Origin of the sequence: Corynebacterium sp. AOP40-4SA-5, from assembly GCF_052377355.1 — a bacterium.
GTDB lineage: Bacteria > Actinomycetota > Actinomycetes > Mycobacteriales > Mycobacteriaceae > Corynebacterium.
In genome coordinates, this window is the sequence record NZ_JBQSWS010000001.1 from 105605 (window position 1) to 130124 (window position 24520).

Genomic DNA, 24520 nt, shown 5'->3' on the forward strand with positions numbered 1-24520 from the left:
GTAGTAGTACAGCAGGATGGACCGCTCTGTCTAGTTACGACCGGTCACGTCTTCGGCGTGAGGTGGACCTTCTCCCCGCCGGGGCTGCTGAGCCCGAGGTACTCCACCGCCGTCTCCCCGCCGGCACCGAACCAGTGGGGCACCGTGCACTCGAACTCCGCGACCTCGCCGGGCTCGATCAGGTACTCGCTGCCGTCCAGGACCAGGCGCAACGTACCGGCCAGCACGAACACCCACTCGCGCCCCGGATGGCTGTGCTGCCGGGGCGCGGACTCCGGGCGGCGACCTGCGGCGACACCCGGGATCACGTGCTTGAAGGCGGTCACCCCCTTCTCCCCGTCGCCGCCGAGGCGCAGGTGCACCGCCCCGCCGCGGTACAGCGGCCGGATGTCGATGCGCGGGTCGCCGGTCTGCGGTGCACCGACCAGGTCGTCCAACGCCACCCGGTACAGCCGTGCCAGCGGCATGAGCAGTTCCAGGGTGGGCCGGCGTCCGCCGTTCTCCAGGCGCGACAGGGTGCTCCGCGAGATCCCCGTCGCCTCGGCGGCCTCGGCGATCGTCATCGAGAGCTGTTGGCGCGTGGCGCGCAGCCGCGTACCGACCTGGCTGAGATCGTTGGGGTCTTGGGGATCATTGCTGTTCATGTACACCAGTTTCCCACGTCCGGACCCTCCGCTAGTATCGAACACATGTTCAGTAACGGTAGGGCGCTCAGCTGGTCGCGCCTGGAGCGCATCCTCTCCGGCACCGACACCGCCCCGCTGCACGCCGTCGGCGTGGGGGAGGGTGGCCGCGAGACGCTCTGGCGGGACGGCGCACGCACCGCCGGCGCGTCCTGCGCAGCCACCGTACCCTTCGCCGAACTGCACGCCGCCGGGTCCTACAACTTCCTCCACGGCGCCAGCGACCCCGCCGAGTACGTCGACGCGGCCGTCGACCTGGGCCTCACCGCCCTGGCGGTGCTCGACCGCGACGGACTCTACGGTGCCGCCCGGCTCGCCACCGCCGCCGCGGAGGCGGGGCTGGCGACCGTCTTCGGCGCGGAGCTCTCCGTCTTCGGCACCGACGTGGCACCGCTGACCGTCCTGTGCCGCGGGCAGGACGGCTACCGCCGGCTCTCCCACGTGATCACCGACGCCCGCATGGCGCGCCGGGAGAAGGACAGCGCCGACTACCCGCCGCTCACTGACGTCGCCGCCGCGGCGGACGGGCACTGGTACGTCCTGCTCGACCACCACCACCTGCACCACGCCACGGAGATCGTCGGGGCCTTCGGGCCGGACGCCTGCCTCGTGGAGCTCGGCCAGACGATGAGCCCCTCGGACGTGGACCGCAACGAGGCCCTGCACGACCTCGCCCTGGACCACGGCCTCACCGAGGTCGTCTCCTCCGCGGCGACCTGTGCCACACCCGCCCAGGCACGGCTGGCGGGGGCGAAGCACGCCCTGCACGACCGGGAGGACGTCCTGACCGCCACCCCGCACACCCACCCGCTCGGCGGGACGTGGCTGCACTCCGGCGAGGAGATGCTCACCCTCGCCGGCGACTGCGGGTGGCTGCGCGACGCCGTCGCCGCCAGCGCCCGCGTCGGGGCCGACTGCGCCTTCACCCTCAACCTCATCGCCCCGCGGCTGCCGCACTTCCCCGTCCCCGACGGGCACACCGAGATGAGCTGGCTGCGGGAGCTGACCCACCGCGGCGCCCGGCACCGCTACGGCACCGCGCAGGACCACCCGCGGGCCTGGGAGGTCATCGACCACGAACTCGGGATCATCGAGGAACTCGGCTTCCCCGGCTACTTCCTCATCGTCCACGGCATCGTGGACTTCTGCCACACCAGCGGCATCTTCTGCCAGGGGCGCGGCTCGGCGGCGAACTCCGCGGTGTGCTTCGCCCTGGGCATCACCAACGTCGACGCCGTCGCCGCCGACCTGCTCTTCGAACGGTTCCTCTCCCCGGAGCGCGACGGCCCGCCGGACATCGACCTCGACATCGAGTCCGGCCGCAGGGAGGAGGCCATCCAGGACGTCTACCGCCGCTACGGCCGGGACAACGCCGCCCAGGTCGCCAACGTCATCACCTACCGCTCCAAGGGGGCGCTGCGCGACGCCGCCCGCGCCCTCGGCCACGACCCCGGCCGGGTGGACGCCTGGTCGCGCGGCCTGGAGGACCCGCCCGACCCGGTGCGCGAGCTCACCTCCCGGCTCACCGGGCAGCCCCGTCACCTGGGCATCCACTCCGGCGGCATGGTCATCTGCGACCGGGCCATCTCCGAGGTGGTCCCCACCGAGTGGGCCCGCATGGACGACCGCTCGGTGGTGCAGTGGGACAAGGACGACTGCGCCGACGTGGGCCTGGTGAAGTTCGACCTGCTCGGCCTCGGCATGCTCGAGGCCCTGCACCACGCCGTCGACCTGGTGGAGGAGACCACCGGCACCCGGGTGGAGCTGTGGCACCTGCAGCCCACCGACCCGGAGGTCTTCGCCATGCTCGCCCGCGCCGACGCGGTGGGCGTCTTCCAGGTCGAGTCCCGCGCCCAGCTCGCCACCCTGCCCCGGCTGCGTCCCCGCACCTTCTACGACCTGGTCGTCGAGGTCGCGCTGATCCGTCCGGGGCCGATCCAGGGCGGTTCCGTGCACCCGTTCATCCGCCGGCGCAACGGGGAGGAGGAGGTCACCTACGACCACCCCAGCCTGGAGCCGGTCCTGAAGCGCACGCTCGGCATCCCGCTGTTCCAGGAGCAGCTGATGCAGATGGCCGTCACCGTCGCCGGCTTCAGCCCCGCCGAGGCGGACGCGCTGCGTCGGGCGATGGGGTCGAAACGTTCCCCGGAGCGCATGGAGCAGATGCACGCCCGCTTCATCGACGGTGCGCGCGACCTGCACGGCATCGACGCGGAACTGGCCGAACAGCTGTGGCGCAAGGTCATCGCCTTCGCGTCCTACGGTTTCCCGGAGTCCCACGCGCAGTCCTTCGCCTCGCTGGTGTACTTCTCCGCCTGGTTCAAGTGCCACCACCCCGCGGAGTTCTGCGTGGCGCTGCTGCGCGCCCAGCCGATGGGGTTCTACTCGCCGCAGTCGCTGGTCTCCGACGCCCGACGTCACGGCGTGGGCGTGCGCCCGGTCGACGTCAACGCCTCCCAGGTCGAGGCCACCGTGGAGGACGGCGACATCCGCCTCGGCCTCGGGTCGGTCAAGGGCATCGGGAAGGACGTCGCCGGACGTCTCGTCGCCGCGCGGGACGCCCGGGACGCGCCCTTCGCCGCGGTCGCCGACCTCTCCCGCGAGGCCGGCCTCACCGTCGACCAGGTCTCCGCCCTGGCCCGGGCGGGGGCGTGCGACAGCCTGGGGCTCACCCGCCGTCAGGCACAGTGGGCGGCGGGCGTGGCGGCGACCGAACGCGCCGGGATGCTGCCGGGCACCTCCACGGTCTCCACTCCGGCGCTGCCGGGGATGAGCGCCTTCGAACTCGCCGCGGCGGACGTCTCCGCCACCGGCGTCACGTCCGACGGTCACCCCGTGCGCCTGCTGCGTGCCAGGCTGGACGCCTGGCCGGGGAACTTCCCGGTGGTCCCGGCGTCCTCCCTGCTGGGTGTGGAGGACGGCCGGCGCATCCTCGTCGCCGGCGTGGTCACCCACCGCCAGCGTCCGATGACCGCCGGCGGGGTCACGTTCCTGGGCATGGAGGACGAGACCGGCCTGGTCAACGTGATGGTGTCGCCGGGACTGTGGCGCGCCCGACGCAAGGTCGCCATGACCTCCCGGATGCTGATGGTCCGCGGCATCGCCCAGAACGCCGGCGGTGCGGTGACCGTCGCCGCCGACGACCTCTCGCCCCTCGAGGCGGCCGAGGCCCTGGCCAGTGCCTCGCGCGACTTCCGCTGACTTATAGTGCAGCGTGCCGGTGCCAGGCCCCGAAGTCCTCCGCCACCGTCGCCGCGAGCTCGCGGTAGGCGCGGAACGTCGCCGGGGCCAGCCGGTCCAGGTCCACGACCCCGCCCTCGGAGAGGTGCCGGTCGAAGGGCACGCCACGCACCGCCCGGGTACGCGCGGAGAAGTGCGCGGACAGCACCTCCGGGTCCACCGCCGCCTGCCCCGGGTGCGCGCCGGACACCACGACCACCGCATTGGCCACCAGGTCCCCGTGGCCGTGGTGGTCCAGCCAGTCCAGTGTGGCCTCCGCCGACTTCGCCCCGTCCAACGCCGGCGAGGTGACCAGCACCAGCATGTGCGCCAGGTCCAGCACCCCGGACATCGCCGAGTGCATCAACCCTGTCCCGCAGTCCGTGAGGATGATGTTGTAGTGGTGCTGCAGCACGTCCACCGCCCGGCGGTAGTCGGACTCGCTGAAGGCCTCGGAGACCGCCGGGTCCCGGTCCGACCCGATCACCTCCAGACGGCTCGACGCCTGGCTGGTGCAGGAGCGGACCTGCGGGTAGCGGGAGGCGTCCGGCAGGTCGAGCAGGTCCCGGACGGTCGGGGTGGGGGCCTCGACGGTGTCCTCCACGACCCGGCGGGCCAGGGTGCCGAGGTCTGGGTTGGCGTCCACCGCGATGACCCGGTCGCCGCGCAGCGAGGCGAACACCCCGCCCAGGGCGACGGTCGTCGTCGTCTTGCCGACGCCACCCTTCAGGCTGAGCACGGCGATCCGGTAGTCACCGCGTAACGGTGTGCTGATGCGCTCGCCGACCTCCCGCTGCTCGGTCTGGCCCGGCGACTCGCCCGGGTTCACCCGGCCGCCGGAGACCCGGTGGACCAGCCGCCGCCACCCCGACGGCGGTGCCGCGGACACCGCGCCGACCATGGCGGACGCGTCGAGACTGCTGAACTGTGCTGGTGATGTAGGTGATGCAGGTACCGTCATGCCGGCTGTTCCCCCTGTGTCGTGTGTGCTGCCCGGATCCACTTGTCGTCCCGGCCCCGGGGACGAGCGTAGCCGGTATCGTCCGGCAGGGGGACGAAACCTAGAACTCCCCGCAGTTGTCCGGCGCGGGCCGGTCGTTGAAGCGGTCGACCATGTAGCTCATCGCCGGGCCGGCGTTGGTGAGCATCGGCACGGCGTGGTTCACCGCGAACTTCGGCAGGATCGACGGCAGCGGGTCGGTGGTGAACTGGACGGTGCCGCCGGCGTCGCAGTAGCGCGCGGCGGTGTCGCGCGCCTGCTGCCATGGGATGGTGTCGTCGTTGATGCCGTTGGTGATCATGATCGGCGCGTTGACGTCGGTGTAGGTGCTGGCCAGCTTGTAGCTCTCCAGTACCGAGCGCAGCCGGTCGTCGTCGCGGGCGATCTCGCCGAAGGAGCGGCCGTCGGTGGTCAGGGTGCGGGTGTCGGTCAGCCCCCACCGCGCGACCGTGTCGCCGATGCACCGGTCCTTCGTGTCGGCGAGGAACTCCATCCCGCGCTCGTTGAAGTACTCGTCGGTCAGGCCGGCGAGTTCGGGGTGGCGTTCCAGCGCGCCGTTGAGGGCGTAGCCGAGGACGCCGACGATGGCGTGCCGGTCCACCGCGTTGACCACCTCGAGCAGGTCGGCGGGCGGGGCGCCGGCGAACGTGCCCTTGACGTTGAGGTCCGGGGCGTAGGACGACGCCATCTCCGCGGCCGCGGCCGCGGCGCCGCCGCCCTGGGAGTAGCCGAAGAAGCCGACGGGGGAGTCGTCCGGCAGGCCGAGCTGGGCCAGTCCGGCACGCGCCCCGTCCAGGGTGGCCTGTCCCTGTTCGGGGTTGTTGACGTAGGTGTGCTGGCCCGGGGTGCCCAGGCCGATGAGGTCGACGACGACCACGTTCATGCCCAGCGCGCTGGCCGCGGCATGGAAGGGGTACTCGTAGTTGAGGTTCAGTGCGGCGTTGCCGGGGTCGAAGCCGAAGAGCTGCTGCGTGCTGCGCGAGGGGGCGCAGATGTCGCCGGAGCCGCGGGTGCCGGGGGAGTAGACCAGGGTGGGGGCGGGGCCGTCGCCCTGCCAGTCGCCGGTGGCCTCGAGGACCACGCCGCTGGTGGCGACGCGCTCACCGTCCTCGGTGGTGGAGGTGTACAGGATCTTCTCGGCCGTCCCGCCCAGGGTGTCCAGCAGCTGGGGTGCGTCCTGGGAACGGATGACCTCGCCGGGGTCGGCGGGCAGGTCCTGCGGCGGGAGGTAGAACGGGTCGGAGTCGGTGGCGGTGGGTTCGCCGGACGGCGGCGGCCAGCTCAGGTCCTGTGCGACGGCACCGGACAGTCCGACGGTCAGGGCGGTGGAGACCGCGACCGTGCAACTCAGGATCCTTCTCGTGAAGTGCGTCATGCGGTTGAGCCTATAACGGAAGAAACCTTTCGTTGTGAAGTTCAAAGTTTTTGCAGTGACGGTGGTCACCCGACGGCGTGGCCTGGTTGATTCCGTGCGTCCTGACCAGTAGAAATGGGGGAGTGAATCAGTCCACTCCGCAGCAGCCCGGCGACCCCGCCCCGGTCCAGCGGACCGCGGGCCCCGTCCCTGAACCACTGTCGGATCAGGTCGACGAGGCCCGTCCGGTGCGCCGCCGGATCACCAGGTCCCTTGCCGTCCTCACCGCCACGGTGATGGTCGGCGCCCTGGTGTGGGTCGGGCACGCCCCGGCGGGCGAGAACAACGCTGCGCTGGAGAGCTACCGGGAGCAGACGGCGCGGGAGAACGCGGTCGCCGCCTCGGAGAGCATCGTGCCCACCGCCGCGGAGGCGGAGCTCGGCAACGGCCCCCGGTTGGATGGTCCGGCCCCCGGCAACTCGAAGAAGATCACCCTGAGCAGCGGCAACCGCACGCGCGAGGGCATCCTGTCGGTGCCTGCCGACTACGACCCGGAGAAGTCCTACCCGGTCCTGCTGGCCTACCACGGGTACCGGGAGACCGCCCAGGGCTTCCACAACTACTCCGGTTTCGACGAGATGGAGGTGATCACCGTCTCGATGCAGGGCGTGGGCGACTCCTGGGAGGGCGCGCCGTACTCGCGGACGAAGGACGGGGAGGACGTCCGTTTCACCCGCGACATGCTCGCCGCGCTGAACACCACCTACAACGTGGACCGTTCGCGCATCTACGCCGCGGGCATGTCCAACGGCGGTGGCATGGTGGCGAAGCTGGCCTGCCGCGAGCCGCGCCTCTTCGCCGCGGTCGCCTCCGTCGCCGGCGCGTACTACAGCGGGACGCGCACGAACTGCGTGGAGGACGCCGGGCGCGCCCCGTCCTTCCTCGAGATCCACGGCACGAAGGATGAGACGATCAACTACCAGGGCGGTTCCCGCCACGGCGGGGTCTACATGGCCGCCCGTGACCTGGTGGAGGACGTCGCGGCGATGAACCACTGCCAGAGCACGCCGGTGACCACGGCGCTGGCGGGCGACGTGCGTCGTCAGCAGTGGCCGATGTGTTCACCGGGCACCTCGGTGGTGCACCTGCGTGTCGGCGACGGCGGGCACACCTGGCCCGGCGACGCGTCCGGGGAGTCCGGCGCGGCGTCGGACTCCGCCGAGGCCACGTCCTACTCACTCGACGCGACGACCGAGGTGTGGGCCTTCCTCTCCGGCCACCAGCTGACCTAGCTGCCCTGACCTGCCAGTGCGCCCATCGGGTCCCAGGCGGGCAGGACGTGCGGGGTGTCGTCCAACGCCTCGCGGTACTGCTGCGGCAGGCGGTCGCGGTGCACGGCGATCTCGAAGACGTACTGGTCGAACCAGTTGTCGTTCATCGTCCAGAAGCCCTTCTCCGCGGCCTTCGGGCCCCAGGAGTTCTCCACGCGCCAGCGCACGGGACGACCCGCCTCGTCGACGTCCACGCCGGTGAGGACCATGGCGTGGGTCATCTGGGACTCGCCGGTGAGCAGGCGCTGCTCCTTGGTGAGGTCCAGGTCCACACCGTAGAAGCCCTCGTAGTCGTGCAGGTGGGCGTCCCAGACGCCGCGCTCACGGTGCGACTGGGCTGCGGTGTCGCAGCCGAACCACACCGGTGTGCCGTCCTGCAGCGCCTCCAGGGCGGCGGCCTTGATCACGTCGACGGGTGCGTTGAGGTAGGTCACCGGCGCGCCGCCGACGACGTTGCCGAGCTGGTCCACGGTGAAAAGCTCCCCCTTCGGGGAGGACGCCCGGGGGTCGTCGACCACGCACACGTACCCGTCGAGGTCGCCGGGCAGGTAGCGGTCGGCGAACTGGCGGGGCGTGAGCTCGCCGACGCGGTGGAACTCGCCCTTGGCGTCGCGGTACTGCCAGACGAACCGCTGCGGCGGGGTGCCCAGGTGCACGGTGAGGATGCGGTGCACGTCGGCGAGGGTCTCGCGGTGGACGCTGGTGACGTCCGTTCCGTCCGCGCGCATGCGGGACGCCCCGGCACGCAGCGCGGTCGACAGGTCGCGGTTCATCGCCCGGGTGTCGGAGGACGACCGGGTCTCGGGCATGGCGTACTTCGGCACCGCACCGTACTTGTCGACGAGGGCGACGAACATGTTCCACTGCCCGCCGTCCTCCACGGGGTCGGCGAGCAGGTGCTGCACGGTCCGGTCCTCGACGTCACGGTCGGCGAGCCCGGCCATGGCGCCGAGGAAGTGGTTGGCCTTCTCCAGCTTGTCCCAGTAGTGCAGGTAGGTCTGGGAGAGTTCGAGGTCCTTGACGCCCGTGGTCTCCATGACGTCGCCGCGCAGGGCGTTGAGCCCGGCGAAGATCCAGCAGCGCCCGGACTTCTTCTGGTCGGCGACGGCCCAGGAGTCCAGCTTCACCGAGGTGGAGCTGTCCGTGGTGGACAGGACGTCGCGGTCGAGGGTGACGGTCTCCACGTTCGTGGCGGTCGCGGCGTTGCGCGCCATGCGGAAGGACGCGTCGGCGCGCAGGTCGTCGCCGAGGGCGGCCAGACGTGCAGGGTCGAGTGCGGCGGAGGTTGTTGCGGTAGTAGTCATCAGGCCATCGCATCCCAGATCGGTAGGTCGGTCGTGTCGCCGCGGTCGAGTGCGGCGACAGCGTCTGTCAGGTCGTCGGGCAGGTCGTCCGTGAGGCGCCGGCGCGGAACGACGACCTGGAAGACGTTGTCGGCGAACCAGCTGTCGGCCATGGTGCCGTAGCCGCCGCCGGCGAGTTCGGTGTGCTGGGCGTGGCTCTTGGTGCCCCAGGAGTTCTCCACACGCCAGCGCACCTCGCCGGAGGGCGAGCGGTCGTAGCCGGTGAACACCATGCCGTGGGTCAGCCGGGATTCGGCGGTGTCCATCTGCTCGGCTTTGGTGGTGGCGGAGTCGGTGCCGTAGAGGGCGTCGAGTTCGAGCAGGTCGGCGTCCCACACCCCGGCGGTGGCGACGAACTGACGGTTGACGTCGCAGGCGAACCACACCGGTTCCCCGGCGTCGAGGCTGTCCTTCACCAGCCGGCGCAGCGTGTCGACGCCGGCGGTGACGTAGCTGAAGTCCGGGGTGTCCCACATGTTGTTCTCGTGGGTGATGCTGAACGCCCGGCCCGCCTCGTGGCGCGGATCGTGCACCACGCTGACGTAGCTGTCTAGGTCATCGGGCAGCATCTCGGCGGCGAACTGCAGCGGGGTGTAGGTGCCGCCGCGGTGGAAGCCGTTGTCGGAGTCGCGGTACTGCCAGGTGAACTCCGTGGGCGGCACGCCGAGGTGGATGGCGGTGACGCGGTAGGCGTCGTCCAGCGTCTTCTCGATCACCGGCTCGGCGGCCTCACCGGCCAGGACGGCGTCGCGCAGGCGCAACGCCCCGCGGCGCAGGACGGTGCGCAGGCGTCCGTCCAGCTGCGGGGTGCGCCCGGAGGCGAAGGTCTCGGGCATGGCGTAGGACGGCACGGCGCCGTACTTCGCGACGAGGTTGGTGAAGTAGTTCCACTGCCCGCCGTCGGACGCCGCGCCCTGCAGCAGGGCGGCGACGGTGCGGTCGTCGAGGTCGGTGACGCCGTCGCGGAACTGCCGCTCCAGAGAGCGCAGCACATGGTTCGACTTCTCGATCTTGTCGAAGAACTGCAGGTAGGTGTGGGAGAACTCGAACTCCTTCACCCCGAGGTCCTCCGCCACGCGGTGGCGGAAGACGTTGTAGGCGGCGAACATCCAGCAGCGTCCCGACTGCTTCTGGTCGGAGACGCCGAGGCGGTCGAGCTTGACCTCCGTGGTGGGGTCCAGGGCGGTGACGGCGTCTCGGTTGAGCGCGACGGCGTTGACGTCGGCGGCGGTGACGGCGTTGCGCGCGATGCGCCGCGCCCGGTCGCCGACGGCGGAGTCGCGCAGCTCCTCGAGCACGGTCGGGGACAGGGGAGGTGAGAAGTTCATGCGTCCGTTATACCCTCCGGTGTCAGAACGGCACCTCCGCCCCGTCGTCGTGGAACCCGCCGGTGTTGTGCTCCCGGACCACGGCGTAGCGCCGCGACGCCCGCTCGGCGAAGGTGGTGCGTGCGTAGCCGGCGAGCGGGCCGGAGGGTTCGGTGACGAGGGTGTGGCCGTCGTCGACGCTGGTCCACATCACCGTCCCGTCGCCGGCGATGGTCGGGTCCCACCAGCCCAGGGTCTTGAGCAGGTGGTGGGCGCGGCACAGGCACTGCAGGTTGCGGGTGTCGGTGGGTCCGCCGGCGGCGGGGTCGTCGTGGTCGTAGCGCCGCACGTGGTCGAGGTCGCAGTTCGGTGCGGCGACGTCGCAGCCCGGGAAGCGGCAGGTGCCGTCGCGGCCGCGGACGAAGGTGCGGATCTGGGCGGTGGGGACGTAGGACTCCACCTGGTCGTGCCCGGCGACGCGCAGGTGGGTGACGCGCTCCATGAACTGCTCGGTGGCCATCGCGTCCAGCCAGTGGCCGGAGTCGGTGGCGGCGGTGGCGCCGTCGATGTCGCGGTAGAGGTTGAGCGTGACCTTCACCTCCGCGGTGCCGCGGGCCAGGTGCATCATCGCGTCCGCGCGGGAACACCCCTGGTCCCGGCAGACCGCGTCGAGCACGGTGAGGAACTCCTCGGCCTCGACGGCGGGCAGGACGGCGGTGATCGCCGTGGTCTCCTGGTCGTAGGTGTCCACGTTGACCTGACGCCGCGGCCGCTCGGCGGTGGTGGGTGCGGCGTTCGGGTCCAGGGGGCGGGCGAGCTCGTCGACGTCGTCGATGGCCTTGGCGATCCGGTTGTACAGCGTGCGGGGACCGGGCATGGCCTGCTCGTCGCGTCGCGGGGTGAGTACCTTGATCAGTGCCGTCTCCACCTCGGCGAGGAGTGCGGGGTCGTCCTGAGCGACGCCGTCGGCGGCACGGGCCAGGACACGCAGATGGTCGTAGCCGAGCATGCCGCGGCCCAGGTGCACGGACAGACGCGGCATGCGCAGGCAGAGCAGCCCGACGTCGCAGAAGGTCTCCGCACGTCCGCGGGTGATGGAGGTCTGCGCCTGCAGGCGTGAGTAGTGCTCGGTGACGTCCGCGTCGTCCAGCGGGGTGGAGGCGCGGGCGAGGTCGAGCATTGCCACGTTCATGCGGCGGGTCGCGCTCACGGCGGGGGAGGTGTCGACCTCGACCGACCAGTGGGGGCGGTGGCCGAGGTCCCCCATGAGCTCGTTGGCGACGATGTCGAGTTGGCGAAGGAAGTGGGCGTCCTCCCGGAAGCCGTGACGTGGTGGCGGTGGTGTGGTGTCCGTCATGTCGATCACGCTATCAAGGGCCCCGGACATGAAACGACGGAAAGGCGAATCGATCGAACACATGTTCGTCTTACTGCAGGGCCGACGGTGTCGGTGTCCGTGACGGGTGGTTTACTGGTGGCCATGACAGGCACCGCCGACTATCTCGACTTTATTGACTTCATTGACGCGTCCCCCAGCAGCTACCACGCGGCCGCCGAGGTGGCGTCCCGGCTCGCCGCCGCCGGCTTCCACCGGCAGGACGAGAAGGAGACGTGGGACGCCTCACCCGGCGGGCACTACATCGTGCGCGGTGGGGCGGTGCTGGCCTGGCGCGTCCCCGAGGGGACGGCCGACAGGTTCCGCATCGTCGGCTCCCACACGGACTCCCCGGGGCTGAAACTCAAGCCCGTCGGCGACATCGTCGGGCCCGGAGGGTGGCGTCAGGCCGCCGTCGAGGTCTACGGCGGGGCCATCCTGCCCGCCTGGCTGGACCGCGAACTGCGGCTCGCCGGACGGGTCGTCCTCGCCGACGGCAGCGAGCACCTGGTGCGCACCGCCCCGGTGCTGCGCGTCCCGCACCTGGCCATCCACCTGGACCGCAGCGTGAACAGCGGCTTCACCCTCGACCGGCAGCAGCACATGCAGCCGGTGTTCGCCGTCGGTGACGGCTCGCCGACGATCGGCGAGGTCGTCGCCGGTGCGCTCGACGTGCCCGACGTGCACGCCGACGACATCCTCGCCCACGACCTGATCACCGTCGACGCCCAGCGCGGCGAGGTCTTCGGTGCACGCGGTGACTTCATCGCCGCCGGGCGCATGGACAACCTCAGCAGCGTCTTCACCTCCCTGGAGGCCTTCCTCTCGGCGGAGGACGTCGACGGGGTCGTCCCGGTGCTCGCAGCCTTCGACCACGAGGAGGTCGGCAGCGCGACGACGAGTGGCGCGGCCGGACCCGTGCTCGAGGACGTGCTGACGCGGACCTCCACGGCGCTGGGGGCGGACGTGGAGGGTACCCGGGCGATGTTCGCCCGGTCGTCCTGCGTCTCCGCCGACGCCGCCCACTCCGTGCACCCGAACTACGCGGGCAAGCACGACGCGGTCAACCGCCCCGTCGTCAACGGCGGCCCGGTGCTGAAGGTCAACGCCAACCAGCGCTACGCCTCCGACGCCGCCACCTCCGCGGCGTGGCGCGCGGCATGCCGTGCCGCCGGGGCCCCCGACCAGGTCTTCGCCGGCCACAACGACGTCCCCTGTGGCTCGACCATCGGGCCGATCACCGCCACCCGGCTCGGCATCCCCACCGTCGACGTCGGTATCCCGCTGCTGTCGATGCACTCGGCCCGGGAGATGGCCGGGGTCCACGACCTGTCCTGGTTCACCGACACGCTGAAGGCCTGGTGGGAGCAGTGAGCGAGAACACCCCGTACTGCCGCATCCTCTTCGAGCACCCGGCTATCCCCGGCAACACCGGGGCAGCGATCCGTCTGTGCGCCGGCACCGGTGCCTCGCTGCACCTGGCCGAGCCGCTGGGCTTCAACTTCGACGACAAGCACCTCAGGCGCGCCGGGCTGGACTACCACGACCTCGCCGACGTGCAGGTGCACCCGTCGTTGGACGCGGCGCTGGACGAACTCGCCGGCGCCGCAGGCGCGCGGGTCTTCGCCTTCACCGCCCACGCCGACACCTGGTACACCGACGTCGACTACGAACCGGGGGACGTCCTGCTCTTCGGCACCGAGCCCACCGGCCTGACGGACGAGGCGCTCGCGGACCCACGGATCACCCGGCAGGTGCGCATCCCGATGCAGGAGGGACGGCGCAGCATGAACCTGTCGAACGCGGCGTCCGTCGCCGCCTACGAGGCGTGGCGGCAGGCGGGGTTCCCGGGCGGACGCTGAGGGTGCCATAATGGTGCGGTGACTGATGCGACCAAGCTTGACGGCAAACTGTACCGCGACGAGATCGTCGAGGACCTCACCCGCCGCGTGGCGGCGCTGAAGGAGAAGGGGGTCACGCCGGGGCTGGCCACCGTCCTCGTCGGCGACGATCCGGGGAGCCACTCCTACGTGAAGATGAAGCACCACGACTGCGAGCAGATCGGGGTGAACAGCATCCGGCGCGACCTGCCTGCGGACGTCTCGCAGGAGGAGCTCAACGCCGTGATCGACGAGCTCAACGCCGACCCGGCGTGTACCGGCTACATCGTGCAGCTGCCGCTGCCGAAGCACCTGGACGAGAACGCGGTGCTCGAGCGCATCGACCCGGCGAAGGACGCCGACGGCCTGCACCCGGTGAACCTCGGCAAGCTCGTGCTGATGGAGCCGGCGCCGCTGCCCTGCACGCCCAACGGGGCGATCGCGTTGCTGCGTCGCTTCGGCGTGGAGCTCGACGGGGCGAAGACCGTGGTCATCGGCCGTGGTGTGACCGTGGGCCGTCCCATCGGCCTGATGCTCACCCGTCGGACGGAGAACTCCACCGTGGTGCTGTGCCACACCGGGACGAAGGACCTCGCCAAGGAGACCCGGGACGCCGATATCATCGTCGCCGCCGCCGGTAAGCCGCACATGCTCACCGCGGACATGGTGAAGCCCGGCGCCGCGGTGCTGGACGTCGGAGTCTCGCGCGTGGACGGCAAGCTCGCCGGCGACGTGCACCCGGACGTGTGGGGTGTGGCAGGTGCCGTCTCGCCGAACCCCGGCGGCGTCGGCCCGCTGACCCGCGCCTTCCTGGTCCACAACGTGGTGGAACGGGCGGAGCGACTGGTGTGAGCGACGCTCCCGACACCACCGACACTGCAGAATCCGACAAGGCCGACCTCGTCGAGCTGACCCCGGCCGAGCGCCGGACGTTGCTGCGCAACCCGCACGATGCGCGGGTGCCGCACTCGCGGCTCAACCAGACGGTGCAGATGCTGCTGGTCGTGGGGTTCGTGCTGGTGATGGTGGTGGGGCTGGTGTTCCTGGTGGCCGACCGCTGGCGTCGTGGCACGGTGACGGTGGGCACCGGCATGCTGGTGCTCGCCGCACTGCGCTGGATCGTGGACGGGGAGATCCTGGGCGTGCTGTCGGTACGCTCGCGCAAGTTCGACTCGCTGTTCTGTGCCGCGGTGGGGGCGGCGATGCTGCTGGTGGCGGTGTCCGTGGACGCGCTGGGCAGCTAGTCGTGAAGCCCGGTTTCGCCAGGACCTTCGCCGAGGGGGAGATGACCCTGGGACTGACCCTGCCGCTCGGGGCGACCGGCCCGGACCTGCAGGACGTCGCGGCGCAGGTGGACCTCGTCCGGCTGGCGGAGGACGCCGGCGTCGCCGCGGTGTGGGCGCGCGACATCCCGCTGCGGGTCGAGACCTTCGGTGACGTCGGCCAGGTCCACGACCCGTTCATGTACCTGACCTGGCTCGCCGCGCACACCGACCGGATCGCGTTGGGGACGGCGGCGGTGGTGTTGCCGCTGGCGCACCCGCTGCTGCTGGCGAAGCGCTCGGCCGGGCTCGACCGGCTCAGCGCGGGACGCTTCCTCATGGGTGTGGCCAGCGGGGACCGCCCCGAGGAGTTCCCGGCCTTCGGCCTGGAGAAGGGGGAGCGCGCCGCGCTGTTCCGCGAGAACCTGGAGGTGCTGCGCGCGGCGTGGGCGCCGACGGGGCGTCCGGTGCACTGGTCGCGCGGGCGCATGGCGGGTGCGGACGTGGTGCCCACGCCGTCCGGCGGCGCGGTGCCGGTGCTGCCGACGGGGTCGTGCCAGCAGAACATGGACTACAACGCCGCCCACGGCGACGGGTGGCTGACCTACCACCGGTCGCTGCCGCAGCAGAAGGTGATGGTGGACCGCTGGCGGGCGTCCTGCGGCGAGCGGTTCAAACCCTTCGCCGAGTCGATGTGGCTGGAGTTGTCGCAGGACGCCGACCTGCCGGTCGAGGGGCGCGACTTCGGGTACCGCACGGGTCGGCGCGGGTTGCTGGAGATCCTGGCGTCCCAGCGGGCGATGGGGGTCAACCACGTGTCGCTGCACCTCGCCGGGGGTGGGCGACCGGTGGCGGAAGTGCTGGGGGAGCTGGCCGAGCACGTGGTACCGGAGTTCACCGCACTGGACGGGTGATTCCATTCGTGGTGAATGGAACGCTGCGGGGGTCCGGAGGTGGGGCGATAGTGTCTCCTGCGTAGTAGACAGAGCAGTCTGTGCGGAGGAGAGGAAAACCACGTGGCGTTCAAACCCAGCCTGGGGGCGGTACTCGTCGGTGTCGGCCTGGTGGCCGTCGCCGGGGTGTTCGCACTGCCCGGCGGAACCGTCGACGACCCGGGGGTCGTGGACGTCTCGTCCGGCGACGAGCGGTTGAACCTCGTCGCCTACGCCGTCCCCAAGCCCGGTTTCGAGGCCGTGATCCGCGGCTTCCGCGGCACGCCCGAGGGCGCGGACACCGGCTTCGCCGAGAGCTACGGCGCCTCCGGCGACCAGTCGCGCAAGGTTGCCCGCCACCTGCCGACCGACATCGTGAACTTCTCCGTCGAGCCGGACGTGACACGTCTCGTCGACGCCGGCCAGGTGGCCGACGACTGGCGTGAGGACGTCCCCGGCGACGAGTCCGGGAAGTCCGTCCCCTTCGGCTCCGTGGTCTCCTTCGTCACCCGCGAGGGCAACCCGCTGGGCCTGGAGAACTGGGACGACCTGCTGGAACCCGGGGTCGAGGTCATCAGTCCGAACCCCGCGAGCTCCGGCTCGGCGAAGTGGAACCTGCTGGCCCCCTACGCCAGCTGGTTCTTCCAGGCCCTCGACGGCGGCGCCGACACCGGCACCGCCCACTCGGAGGCGCTCGACAAGCTCACCCAGCTGGTCGGGGCGCACTTCACCGTGCGTCCGAAGTCCGGACGCGAGGCCACCTCCGCCTTCGAGAGCGGGCAGGGCGACGTCCTGCTGTCCTACGAGAACGAGGCCATCGAGCTGGACCGCAACGGCGGTCGCATCGACTACACCGTGCCGGACGACACCTTCCGCATCGAGAACCCCGTCGCCCTCGTCGACACCTCCGACGACCCGGACGGCGACCTTGCCAAGGCCACCGAGTTCCGCGACTACCTGTTCACCCCCGAGGCGGAGAAGCTGTGGGCGGCGGAGGGTTTCCGGCCCGGACCCGACCTCTTCGACGACACCACCGACGTCATCGACTCCCTTCCGGCCGGGCAGCGTGACGCCTTCCGCGAGCTGGACACGGTGCACACCGTCGACGAACTCGCCGCGGCCTTCCGCGAGCTCGACCCGGACCTCGACCCCGAGGGCACCGCGGCGGACTGGGACCTGGTCGACCAGGTCCTGTTCAAGCGGGCGAAACCCGGCAGCGGCGAGGACAGCGGCGCCATCACCACGATCTACCAGGCGGTGTGACCATGAGCGACAGGACGACCAAACTCAGCATGGGCACCGCCACACTCTGGCTGTCCGTCATCGTGCTGCTGCCCCTGGTCGCGCTTACCACGGAGGCGTTCTCCGGCGGGATCGGCGGGTTCTGGGAGGCGGTCAGTTCCGAGGGCGCACGCCAGACCCTCTGGGTCACCGCGAAGGTGTCCCTGGCCGTGGCGGTGATCAACATGGTCACCGGCACCCTGATCGCCTGGGTGCTGGTACGCGACGACTTCCCCGGCCGGCGCATCGTGGACGCGGTCATCGACCTGCCGTTCGCCCTGCCCACCATCGTGGCCTCCCTGGTGCTGCTCAGCCTGTACGGGCCGGACAGCCCGATGAACATCACGATCAACGCCACCCAGCCGGCCCTCGTGATCGCCCTGGCGTTCGTCACGCTGCCCTTCGTGGTGCGCTCGGTGCAGCCCGTGCTCATCGAACTCGACCACGACGTGGAGGAGGCCGCCGCCTCGCTCGGGGCGTCCAACGCCACGATCTTCCGCCGCATCATCCTGCCGGCCCTGTGGCCGGCGGTGCTGTCCGGCACCGGCCTGGCCTTCGCCCGCGCGATCGGCGAGTACGGCTCCGTGGTGCTCATCGGCGGCAACATCCCCGGTGAGACCCAGGTCGCCTCCCAGTACATCCAGGAACAGATCGAGTCGGACGTCCCGGCGGCCGCCGCCGCGGTGTCGGTGGCGCTGCTGGTGATCACCTTCGTCGTACTCCTCGTCCTCCGCCTCGTCGGGGACCGCAGCTCCCGGAAGGAGCAGGACGCATGAACCAGTCCAAGAGAAGTGTCCTGACACTGCGCACCCTCGCGCTGGTGTACCTGGCCGTGCTCGTCGCGCTGCCCGTCGGCACGATCCTGTGGCGCACGGTGCAACCCGGCGTCGGCCAGTTCTGGGAGTGGATCACCACCCCGGCGGCGGTGTCGGCGCTGCAGACCTCGCTGCTCATCGTGGTGATCACCGTGCCGCTCAACGTGGTCTTCGGCATCGTCGTCGCCCTCGGACTGGTGCGGGGACGCTTCCCCGGCAAGTCCGTCGTCCAGGCCGTCGTGGACCTGCCCTTCGCGGTGTCGCCGGTGATCGTGGGCGTGGCCCTGATCATGCTGTGGGGCACCGACGGCTGGTTCGGCGGTGTCGAGGACCTCGGCTTCCGGGTGATCTTCGGGCTGCCCGGCATGGTGCTGGCCACCGTGTTCGTCACCCTGCCGTTCATCGTCCGGGAGGTCGAACCGGTGCTGCGTGAGATCGGCACCGAACAGGAGCAGGCGGCGTCCACGCTGGGCGCGTCCTCCTGGCAGACCTTCCGACGGATCACCCTGCCGTCGATCCGCTGGGGCCTGTCCTACGGCGTGGTGCTCACCGTCGCCCGCGCCCTCGGCGAGTTCGGCGCGGTGATCATGGTCGCCTCCGGGTTCGCCGGCGGCGGACAGACCCTGACCCTGCTCGTGCACTCCCGCTACCTCGACGACAACAACGTCTACGGCGCCTACGCCGCGGCGACCCTGCTGATGATCGTCTCCGTGATCGTCCTGGTCGTCATGACCCTGCTGCAGAAGAAGAAGGTTTCCTAGATGACCATCTCCGTCTCCCACGCCGTGAAGACCTACGGCGACTTCACCGCCCTCGACGACGTCTCCCTGGAGATCCCCGAAGGCTCGCTGACCGCCCTGCTCGGCCCGTCCGGCTCCGGAAAGTCCACCCTGCTGCGCACCATCGCCGGGCTGGAACACCCCGACTCCGGTGCCGTCGTGATCGACGGTGCCGACGTGACCCGGCTGTCGCCGCAGGACCGCGGCATCGGGTTCGTCTTCCAGCACTACGCCGCCTTCAAGCACATGACCGTGCGCGACAACGTGGCCTTCGGCCTGTCCGTACGCAAGCGTCCGCGCAAGGAGATCGACGCCCGTGTCGACGAGCTGCTGGAGATCGTCGGCCTGGCCGGCTACCACACGCGCTACCCCTCGCAGCTGTCCGGCGGCCAGCGGCAGCGCATGGCGCTGGCGCGTGCCCTGGCGCCGAACCCGGGCGTCCTGCTGCTCGACGAGCCCTTCGGCGCGCTCGACGCCAAGGTGCGTGAGGACCTGCGCACCTGGCTGCGCCACATGCACGAGGAGTTCACCGTCACCACGGTGCTGGTCACCCACGACCAGGAGGAGGCGCTCGACGTCGCCGACCGCATCGCCGTGATGGGTGACGGACGCATCGAGCAGGTCGGCACCCCCACCGCCCTCTACGACGCCCCGGAGACCCCCTTCGTGCAGTCCTTCCTGGGCCACGTCACCACGCTGGACGGTGCGACGGTACGTCCCCACGACATCCGGCTCGGACGCAACGCCGACCCGGAGGTGCCCGGCAACGAGATCGCCGCCACCGGGGTGCGCGAGGCCGTGGTCCGACGCGTCGCCGTGCTCGGCTTCGAGGTGCGCGTGGAACTCACCGACGCCGCCGACGGCGAGGAGTTCACCGCGCAGATCACCCGCGGCGACGCCCGCACGCTGGGGCTCGGGCCCGCCAGCGTGGGCGAGACGGTGTACGCCCGGGCGACCGCCGCGGCGGGGTAGGCGGGCTCAGCGCTGCGCGAGCAGCGCGGCCTTCGTGAGGAACTTGTCCAGGATCATGGTCATCTGACGGGTCTCGGTGAGGAAGCCGTCGTGACCGGTGGGGGAGGTGATCTTCGACAGTCCGATGAAGTCCCCGAGGTTGCGGGAGAGGTGCTCCTGCTGGTGGTAGGGGTACAGGATGTCGGTGTCGATGCCGGCGACCATCGTCGGCACCTGGGAGGAGCCCAGCACCGCGTTCATGCCGCCGCGCCCGCGTCCCACGTCGTGGCGGTTCAGGGCGTCGGTGAGGATCACGTAGCTGCCGGCGTCGAACCGGGCCTCCAGCTTCTCGGCCTGCCGGTCGAGGTAGCTCTCCATGGCGAATCGCTCCGTGGGGGAGTTGTAGGGGCCGTAGGGGTTCTCGCCGGGCTGCGGTTCGGTGGAGAAGCGCTCGTCGAGCTCGAGCTCACCACGGTAGGTCAGGTGCGCGATGCGGCGGGCCTGGCCGAGACCGTGGGAGGGGATGCGGCCGGAGCCGTGGTAGTCGCCGTCCTGCCAGCAGGGGTCGGCGGTGATGAAGCGGATCTGCGCCGACTGGATGCCGATCTGCCAGGCCGAGGCCCGCGCCGAGACGGCGACGGGCAGGGCGGCCTCCACGACCTCCGGGTACATGAACGTCCACTCCAGCACGCGGGCCCCGCCCATGGACGCACCGACGACGCCGCGGATACGGCGCACCCCCAGTACGTCGATGAGCAGCGTCTTCTCCGCGGCGACGAGGTCGCGGATCGACAGTGCGGGGAAGCGGGACCCCCAGGCCCCGCCGTCCGGGTGCGCCGAGGACGGTCCCGTGGAGCCCTGGCAGCCGCCGAGGCAGTTCGCGCAGAGCACCAGGTAGCGTTCGGTGTCGAGCGCCTGCCCCGGGCCGATGATGCCCGACCACCAGTCGTCGGCGTCGCCGTCGGCGGTCAGGGCGTGCTCGATGACGATCACCGGGCGCGCCACCGCCTCCTCGGCGGTGCCCTCGTACCAGGCGAACAGGCGCAGCTCGGCGCCGGGGACGTCCACGCCCGCCTCGGTGGTGAACGTCCCGATGGGGACGGTCGCCGAGGAGTGGGAGGCGGGCAGGGACCGGGGGTCGATGCTCATGTGCGGTGGCCTCAGCTGATCGCGTCGAAGCCGAGCTGCAGGTCGGCGAGGATGTCCTCGATGTCCTCGATGCCCACCGAGAGCCGGACGGTGGCGAGGTTCACGCCCGCGCGGGCCAGGCCCTTCTGGTCCGACTGGGAGTGCGTGGTGGTCGCCGGGTGCACGACCAGCGAGCGCACGTCGCCGACGTTGGCCAGGTTGGAGTGCAGCTTCAGGGCGTCGATGAAGGCCCAGGCCTTCTCGCGGGCCTCGTCGGACCACACGTCGTCGACGGCGAGGTCGAAGGACAGCACCGAGCCGGTGTACTCCAGGCCCAGCTTCTCCTTGGTGGCGTACCAGGGGGAGTCCGGCAGCCCGGCGTAGTTCACCGTGGCGACGGCGGCGTTCTCGGCGAGGGAGCCGGCGACGATCTCGGCGTTCTCGTTGTGCTTGCGCACGCGCAGGGCGAGGGTGTCCAGGCCCTGGATGGTGACCCAGGCGTTGAAGGCGGACAGTGCGGCGCCGGTGTCGCGCAGCAGGCCCACGCGGGCCTTCAGGCCGAAGGCGGCGGCACCGAGGTCGGCGTACTTCAGGCCGTGGTAGGCGGGGTCCGGGGTGACGAAGGACGGGAAGACCGGCTCGCCGTCGCGCTCGACGGTCCAGTCGAAGGACCCGCCGTCGACGAGGATGCCGCCGAGGCCGGAGCCGTTGCCGGTGTAGAACTTCGTCAGCGAGGCGACGACGACGTCCGCGCCGAGCTCCAGGGGGCGCACCAGCGCGGCGGTGGCGACGGTGTTGTCGACGATCAGCGGCACGTTGTTGCGGTGTGCGACCTCGGCGACGGCCGGGATGTCGAGGACGTCGGCCTGCGGGTTGGCGAAGGTCTCGCCGTAGAAGGCCTTGGTGTTCGGCTGCACGGCGGCCTGCCAGGAGTCCAGGTCGTCCGGGTCCTCGACGAAGGTGACCTCGATGCCCAGGCGGGCGAAGGTGACGCCGAAGAGGGTCTCCGTGCCGCCGTAGAGGCGCGGGGAGGTCACGATGTGGTCACCGGCGCCGGCGAGGTTGAGGATCGCGGCGGTCTCGGCGGCCTGGCCCGAGGCGAAGGCCACGGCGTGCACGCCGCCCTCCAGGGAACCGATGCGGTTCTCCAGGGCCTCCTGGGTGGGGTTGGTCAGCCGGCTGTACACCGGGCCGAGGTCCTCGAGGGCGAAGCGCTGCTTGGCGTGCTCGGCGGAGTCGAAGACGTAGGAGGTGGTGAGGTAGATCGGCTGGTTGCGGGCTCCGGTGTCGGAGTCCACGGTCTGCCCGGCGTGGACGGCGCGGGAGGCGAATCCCCAGGAGGCGGAGTCGGAGTTGTCGTACCTGGTGCTCATGAGTGTGGTGGTCCCTTCGGGGGTCAGAGGTGTCGTTTCGCTGGGAACACGATAACCCACCACCGTCCAGGCAGCAAACAGCTCGGTCTACTTTCGGCGAAATGTGCAGGTCAGCACATTGTCACCGGTAGACCGAGCTGTTCAGTGAAGGGGAGCCGCGCGGATCAGGCGTTGCGGGCGGTGAGCCCGTCGATGACCGCGTTGAAGGTGGCGGACGGGCGCATGACCTTCGTGGTCTTCTCCTCGTCGAGCCAGTAGTAGCCGCCGAGGTCCGCTGAGGACCCCTGGCCGCCACGCATCTCCTTCTTGACGGTCTCGTACTTGGCCTCGAGCTCCTCGGCGACGGGGGCGAAGATCTCGGCGAGCTCGGCGTCGTCCGTCTGCTTCGACAGGTTCAGCGCCCAGTAGCGTGCCAGCCAGTAGTGGCTGCCGCGGTTGTCGATCTCGCCGACGACACGGGCGGGGGAGAGGTCCTCGTTGAGGATGCGCTCCGTCGCCGCGTCCAGCGCGTCCGCCAGGATCGGGGTGCGCGGGTTGTTGTCGGTCTCGGCGAGCTTACGCAGCGACTCGGCCAGGGCCAGGAACTCGCCCAGGGAGTCCCAGCGCAGGTAGTCCTCCTCGATGAGCTGCTGGACGTGCTTCGGTGCGGATCCGCCGGCACCGGTCTCGAACAGCCCGCCACCGGCGATCAGCGGCACGATGGACAGCATCTTGGCGCTGGTGCCCAGCTCCATGATGGGGAAGAGGTCGGTGAGGTAGTCACGCAGCACGTTGCCGGAGACCGAGATGGTGTCCTCGCCGGCGCGGATGCGGTCCACGGACAGCTGGCAGGCGTCCACCGGGGAGAGGATGCGCAGGTCCAGGCCCTCGATGTCGCCGACCAGGTCGGTGTCCTTGAGGTACTCCTCGACCTTGGCGGTCATGTTGCGGTCGTGGGCGCGCTCCGGGTCGAGCCAGAACACGGCCGGGGCACCGGTGTCGCGGGCACGGCTCACGGCCAGCTTCACCCAGTCGCGGATCGGCACGTCCTTGGCCTGGCAGGCACGCCACACGTCGCCGGGGGCGACGGTGTGAGACATGAGCACCTCACCGGAGGAGTCGACGACCTCGACGGTGCCGGCGGTGGCGATCTTGAAGGTCTTGTCGTGGGAGCCGTACTCCTCGGCCTTCTGCGCCATCAGGCCCACGTTGGGCACGGTGCCCATCGTGGTCGGGTCGAAGGCGCCGTTCTTCCGGCAGTCCTCGATCACGGTCTGGAACACGCCGGCGTAGGAGGAGTCCGGGATGACGGCGAGGGCGTCCTGCTCCGCGTCGTCCTTGTTCCACATGTGGCCGCCGCTGCGGATCATCGCCGGCATGGAGGCGTCGACGATGATGTCGGACGGCACGTGCAGGCCGGTGATGCCCTTGTGCGAGTTGACCATGGCCAGGTCCGGGCCGTCCGCCAGGCCCTTGTCGAAGGCGGCGCGGATCTCGGCGGCCAGGTCGGCGCCGATCTCGTCGGCGTAGTCCTCGAGGCCGGAGTAGATGGCCGCGAGGCCGTTCTCGCCGTTGAGGCCCTTGGCGAAGAGCGTCTCGCCGTAGGTGTCGAAGACGTCGGAGAAGAAGGCGCGCACCACGTGGCCGAAGATGATCGGGTCGGAGACCTTCATCATCGTGGCCTTCAGGTGTGCGGAGAAGAGGATGCCCTCCTCCTTGGCGCGGGCGACCTGCGCCTTGAGGAAGGCGTCGAGGTCCGTGGCGCGCAGGACGGTCGTGTCGACGATCTCCTTGTCGAGCACCTTCAGGCCGTCCTTCAGGACGGTGGTCTCGCCGTCGTCACCGACGAGGCGGATGGTGAGGGTGTCGTCGCCGTCGATGACCACGGACTGCTCGTTGTGGCGGAAGTCGCCGTCCGACATGGTCGCGACGTTCGTCTTCGAGTCGGCCGACCACTCGCCCATACGGTGCGGGTGCTTGCGGGCGAAGTTCTTGACCGCCTTGGGGGCACGGCGGTCGGAGTTGCCCTCGCGCAGCACCGGGTTGACCGCGGAGCCCTTGACGGAGTCGTAGCGGGCGCGGGCGTCCTTCTCCTCGTCGGTGGACGGCTCGTCCGGGTAGTCGGGCAGGTCGTAACCGTGGGCCTGCAGCTCGGCGACGGCGGCCTTGAGCTGCGGGACGGACGCCGAGATGTTCGGCAGCTTGATGATGTTGGCGTCCGGCTGCTTGGTGAGCTCGCCGAGCTCGGCGAGGGCGTCGTGGACACGCTGGTTCTCCGGCAGGACGTCGTCGAACGCCGAGAGGATGCGGGCGGCCAGGGAGATGTCCCGGGTCTCCACGGCCACGCCGGTGGTGGAGGCGAAGGCCTCGATGACGGGCTTCAGCGAGTAGGTCGCGAGCAGTGGTGCTTCGTCGGTTCGCGTGTAGATGATCTTGGCCATGGGCCGGTGTCTCCCTCTTCGATAGTCACGCCGGTGGTCACCGGCTGGTGCCGCGGCCGGTCGGCCGTCCCCTCGTGAGGGACGCCG

At 70.6% G+C, this 24520-nt stretch carries 20 protein-coding genes; 11 read left to right on the top strand and 9 right to left on the bottom strand.

Annotated elements, in window-relative coordinates; genetic code table 11:
- Nucleotides 1-44: 44 nt before the first annotated feature.
- Nucleotides 45-644, bottom strand: a complete 600-nt coding sequence (locus ACT3S3_RS00520; protein WP_301443197.1) for a helix-turn-helix domain-containing protein — start codon at nt 642-644, stop codon at nt 45-47.
- A 45-nt stretch (nt 645-689) separates the two neighbouring features.
- Here ACT3S3_RS00520 and ACT3S3_RS00525 point away from each other — a divergent pair, with 45 nt between their 5' ends.
- Nucleotides 690-3884 (top strand): error-prone DNA polymerase, encoded by a 3195-nt coding sequence (locus ACT3S3_RS00525; protein WP_441579101.1) that lies wholly within the window; start codon nt 690-692, stop codon nt 3882-3884.
- A gap of 1 nt (nt 3885) precedes the next feature.
- On the opposite strand, the gene ACT3S3_RS00530 is transcribed toward ACT3S3_RS00525, so the two are convergent.
- Nucleotides 3886-4863, bottom strand: a complete 978-nt coding sequence (locus ACT3S3_RS00530; protein ID WP_301443195.1) for a MinD/ParA family ATP-binding protein — start codon at nt 4861-4863, stop codon at nt 3886-3888.
- Between the two features lie 100 nt (nt 4864-4963).
- Nucleotides 4964-6277: a lipase family protein gene (locus ACT3S3_RS00535; protein WP_441579102.1), complete on the bottom strand. Its 1314-nt coding sequence runs from the start codon at nt 6275-6277 to the stop codon at nt 4964-4966.
- A 122-nt stretch (nt 6278-6399) separates the two neighbouring features.
- Between ACT3S3_RS00535 and ACT3S3_RS00540 the strand changes: the two genes are divergently transcribed.
- Nucleotides 6400-7548 (top strand): alpha/beta hydrolase family esterase, encoded by a 1149-nt coding sequence (locus tag ACT3S3_RS00540; RefSeq protein ID WP_441579103.1) that lies wholly within the window; start codon nt 6400-6402, stop codon nt 7546-7548.
- On the opposite strand, the gene ACT3S3_RS00545 is transcribed toward ACT3S3_RS00540, so the two are convergent.
- From ACT3S3_RS00545 to ACT3S3_RS00555, 3 genes are read right to left on the bottom strand one after another with little or no spacing between them, the layout of a single operon-like run.
- Entirely contained in the window at nt 7545-8891 is a 1347-nt protein-coding gene (locus ACT3S3_RS00545) for a C1 family peptidase (RefSeq protein ID WP_301442836.1), read from the bottom strand. The two genes, ACT3S3_RS00540 and ACT3S3_RS00545, sit on opposite strands and share 4 nt — an antisense overlap.
- Entirely contained in the window at nt 8891-10258 is a 1368-nt protein-coding gene (locus ACT3S3_RS00550) for an aminopeptidase C (RefSeq protein ID WP_441579104.1), read from the bottom strand. Before ACT3S3_RS00550 ends, ACT3S3_RS00545 begins: the two co-directional genes overlap by 1 nt.
- Nucleotides 10259-10280: 22 nt before the next feature.
- Complete coding sequence (locus ACT3S3_RS00555; protein WP_301442838.1) at nt 10281-11594, bottom strand: HNH endonuclease signature motif containing protein; 1314 nt, start codon at nt 11592-11594, stop codon at nt 10281-10283.
- Between the two features lie 123 nt (nt 11595-11717).
- Between ACT3S3_RS00555 and ACT3S3_RS00560 the strand changes: the two genes are divergently transcribed.
- The 9 genes from ACT3S3_RS00560 (at nt 11718) to ACT3S3_RS00600 (ending at nt 19533) form a co-directional block, all read left to right on the top strand.
- A complete protein-coding gene (locus ACT3S3_RS00560) occupies nt 11718-12986 on the top strand; it encodes a M18 family aminopeptidase (protein WP_441579105.1) in 1269 nt (422 codons plus the stop codon).
- Nucleotides 12983-13474, top strand: a complete 492-nt coding sequence (locus ACT3S3_RS00565; protein ID WP_441579106.1) for a tRNA (cytidine(34)-2'-O)-methyltransferase — start codon at nt 12983-12985, stop codon at nt 13472-13474. The genes ACT3S3_RS00560 and ACT3S3_RS00565 overlap by 4 nt, the downstream gene beginning before the upstream one ends.
- A gap of 18 nt (nt 13475-13492) precedes the next feature.
- Nucleotides 13493-14344, top strand: a complete 852-nt coding sequence (locus tag ACT3S3_RS00570; RefSeq protein WP_444625999.1) for a bifunctional methylenetetrahydrofolate dehydrogenase/methenyltetrahydrofolate cyclohydrolase — start codon at nt 13493-13495, stop codon at nt 14342-14344.
- Nucleotides 14341-14736, top strand: coding sequence for a DUF3017 domain-containing protein (locus ACT3S3_RS00575; protein WP_301442842.1), 396 nt, complete (start codon nt 14341-14343; stop codon nt 14734-14736). The genes ACT3S3_RS00570 and ACT3S3_RS00575 overlap by 4 nt, the downstream gene beginning before the upstream one ends.
- Before the next feature lie 2 nt (nt 14737-14738).
- A complete protein-coding gene (locus ACT3S3_RS00580; protein WP_301442843.1) occupies nt 14739-15668 on the top strand; it encodes a TIGR03571 family LLM class oxidoreductase in 930 nt (309 codons plus the stop codon).
- Nucleotides 15669-15770: 102 nt separating this feature from the next.
- Nucleotides 15771-16949, top strand: a complete 1179-nt coding sequence (locus ACT3S3_RS00585; protein WP_301442844.1) for an extracellular solute-binding protein — start codon at nt 15771-15773, stop codon at nt 16947-16949.
- 2 nt (nt 16950-16951) lie between these two features.
- Nucleotides 16952-17743 (top strand): sulfate ABC transporter permease subunit CysT, encoded by a 792-nt coding sequence (gene cysT / locus ACT3S3_RS00590; RefSeq protein ID WP_441579107.1) that lies wholly within the window; start codon nt 16952-16954, stop codon nt 17741-17743.
- Entirely contained in the window at nt 17740-18543 is an 804-nt protein-coding gene (locus ACT3S3_RS00595) for a sulfate ABC transporter permease (protein WP_441582309.1), read from the top strand. Before cysT ends, ACT3S3_RS00595 begins: the two co-directional genes overlap by 4 nt.
- The gene (locus ACT3S3_RS00600; protein WP_301442476.1) at nt 18544-19533 is read left to right on the top strand and encodes a sulfate/molybdate ABC transporter ATP-binding protein; all 990 of its coding nucleotides are present in this window, start codon (nt 18544-18546) and stop codon (nt 19531-19533) included.
- A gap of 6 nt (nt 19534-19539) precedes the next feature.
- On the opposite strand, the gene metX is transcribed toward ACT3S3_RS00600, so the two are convergent.
- The 3 genes from metX to ACT3S3_RS00615 form a co-directional block, all read right to left on the bottom strand.
- Nucleotides 19540-20661, bottom strand: coding sequence for a homoserine O-acetyltransferase MetX (metX, locus tag ACT3S3_RS00605; RefSeq protein ID WP_444626001.1), 1122 nt, complete (start codon nt 20659-20661; stop codon nt 19540-19542).
- 11 nt (nt 20662-20672) lie between these two features.
- Entirely contained in the window at nt 20673-22013 is a 1341-nt protein-coding gene (locus ACT3S3_RS00610) for an O-acetylhomoserine/O-acetylserine sulfhydrylase (protein WP_301442478.1), read from the bottom strand.
- Between the two features lie 164 nt (nt 22014-22177).
- Nucleotides 22178-24433: an NADP-dependent isocitrate dehydrogenase gene (locus ACT3S3_RS00615; RefSeq protein ID WP_441579702.1), complete on the bottom strand. Its 2256-nt coding sequence runs from the start codon at nt 24431-24433 to the stop codon at nt 22178-22180.
- Nucleotides 24434-24520: the final 87 nt, after the last annotated feature.

Excerpts from the sequence above, each read along its gene's own strand:
- ACT3S3_RS00535 (WP_441579102.1), bottom strand. The coding sequence starts at position 6,277 with ATGACGCACTTCACGAGAAGGATCCTGAGTTGCACGGTCGCGGTCTCC.
- ACT3S3_RS00530 (WP_301443195.1), bottom strand. The coding sequence starts at position 4,863 with ATGACGGTACCTGCATCACCTACATCACCAGCACAGTTCAGCAGTCTC.
- ACT3S3_RS00545 (WP_301442836.1), bottom strand. The coding sequence starts at position 8,891 with ATGACTACTACCGCAACAACCTCCGCCGCACTCGACCCTGCACGTCTG.
- ACT3S3_RS00610 (WP_301442478.1), bottom strand. The coding sequence starts at position 22,013 with ATGAGCACCAGGTACGACAACTCCGACTCCGCCTCCTGGGGATTCGCC.
- ACT3S3_RS00555 (WP_301442838.1), bottom strand. The coding sequence starts at position 11,594 with ATGACGGACACCACACCACCGCCACCACGTCACGGCTTCCGGGAGGAC.
- ACT3S3_RS00520 (WP_301443197.1), bottom strand. The coding sequence starts at position 644 with ATGAACAGCAATGATCCCCAAGACCCCAACGATCTCAGCCAGGTCGGT.
- ACT3S3_RS00600 (WP_301442476.1), top strand. The coding sequence starts at position 18,544 with ATGACCATCTCCGTCTCCCACGCCGTGAAGACCTACGGCGACTTCACC.
- ACT3S3_RS00525 (WP_441579101.1), top strand. The coding sequence starts at position 690 with ATGTTCAGTAACGGTAGGGCGCTCAGCTGGTCGCGCCTGGAGCGCATC.
- ACT3S3_RS00560 (WP_441579105.1), top strand. The coding sequence starts at position 11,718 with ATGACAGGCACCGCCGACTATCTCGACTTTATTGACTTCATTGACGCG.
- cysT (WP_441579107.1), top strand. The coding sequence starts at position 16,952 with ATGAGCGACAGGACGACCAAACTCAGCATGGGCACCGCCACACTCTGG.
- ACT3S3_RS00615 (WP_441579702.1), bottom strand. The coding sequence starts at position 24,433 with ATGGCCAAGATCATCTACACGCGAACCGACGAAGCACCACTGCTCGCG.
- ACT3S3_RS00595 (WP_441582309.1), top strand. The coding sequence starts at position 17,740 with ATGAACCAGTCCAAGAGAAGTGTCCTGACACTGCGCACCCTCGCGCTG.
- metX (WP_444626001.1), bottom strand. The coding sequence starts at position 20,661 with ATGAGCATCGACCCCCGGTCCCTGCCCGCCTCCCACTCCTCGGCGACC.
- ACT3S3_RS00550 (WP_441579104.1), bottom strand. The coding sequence starts at position 10,258 with ATGAACTTCTCACCTCCCCTGTCCCCGACCGTGCTCGAGGAGCTGCGC.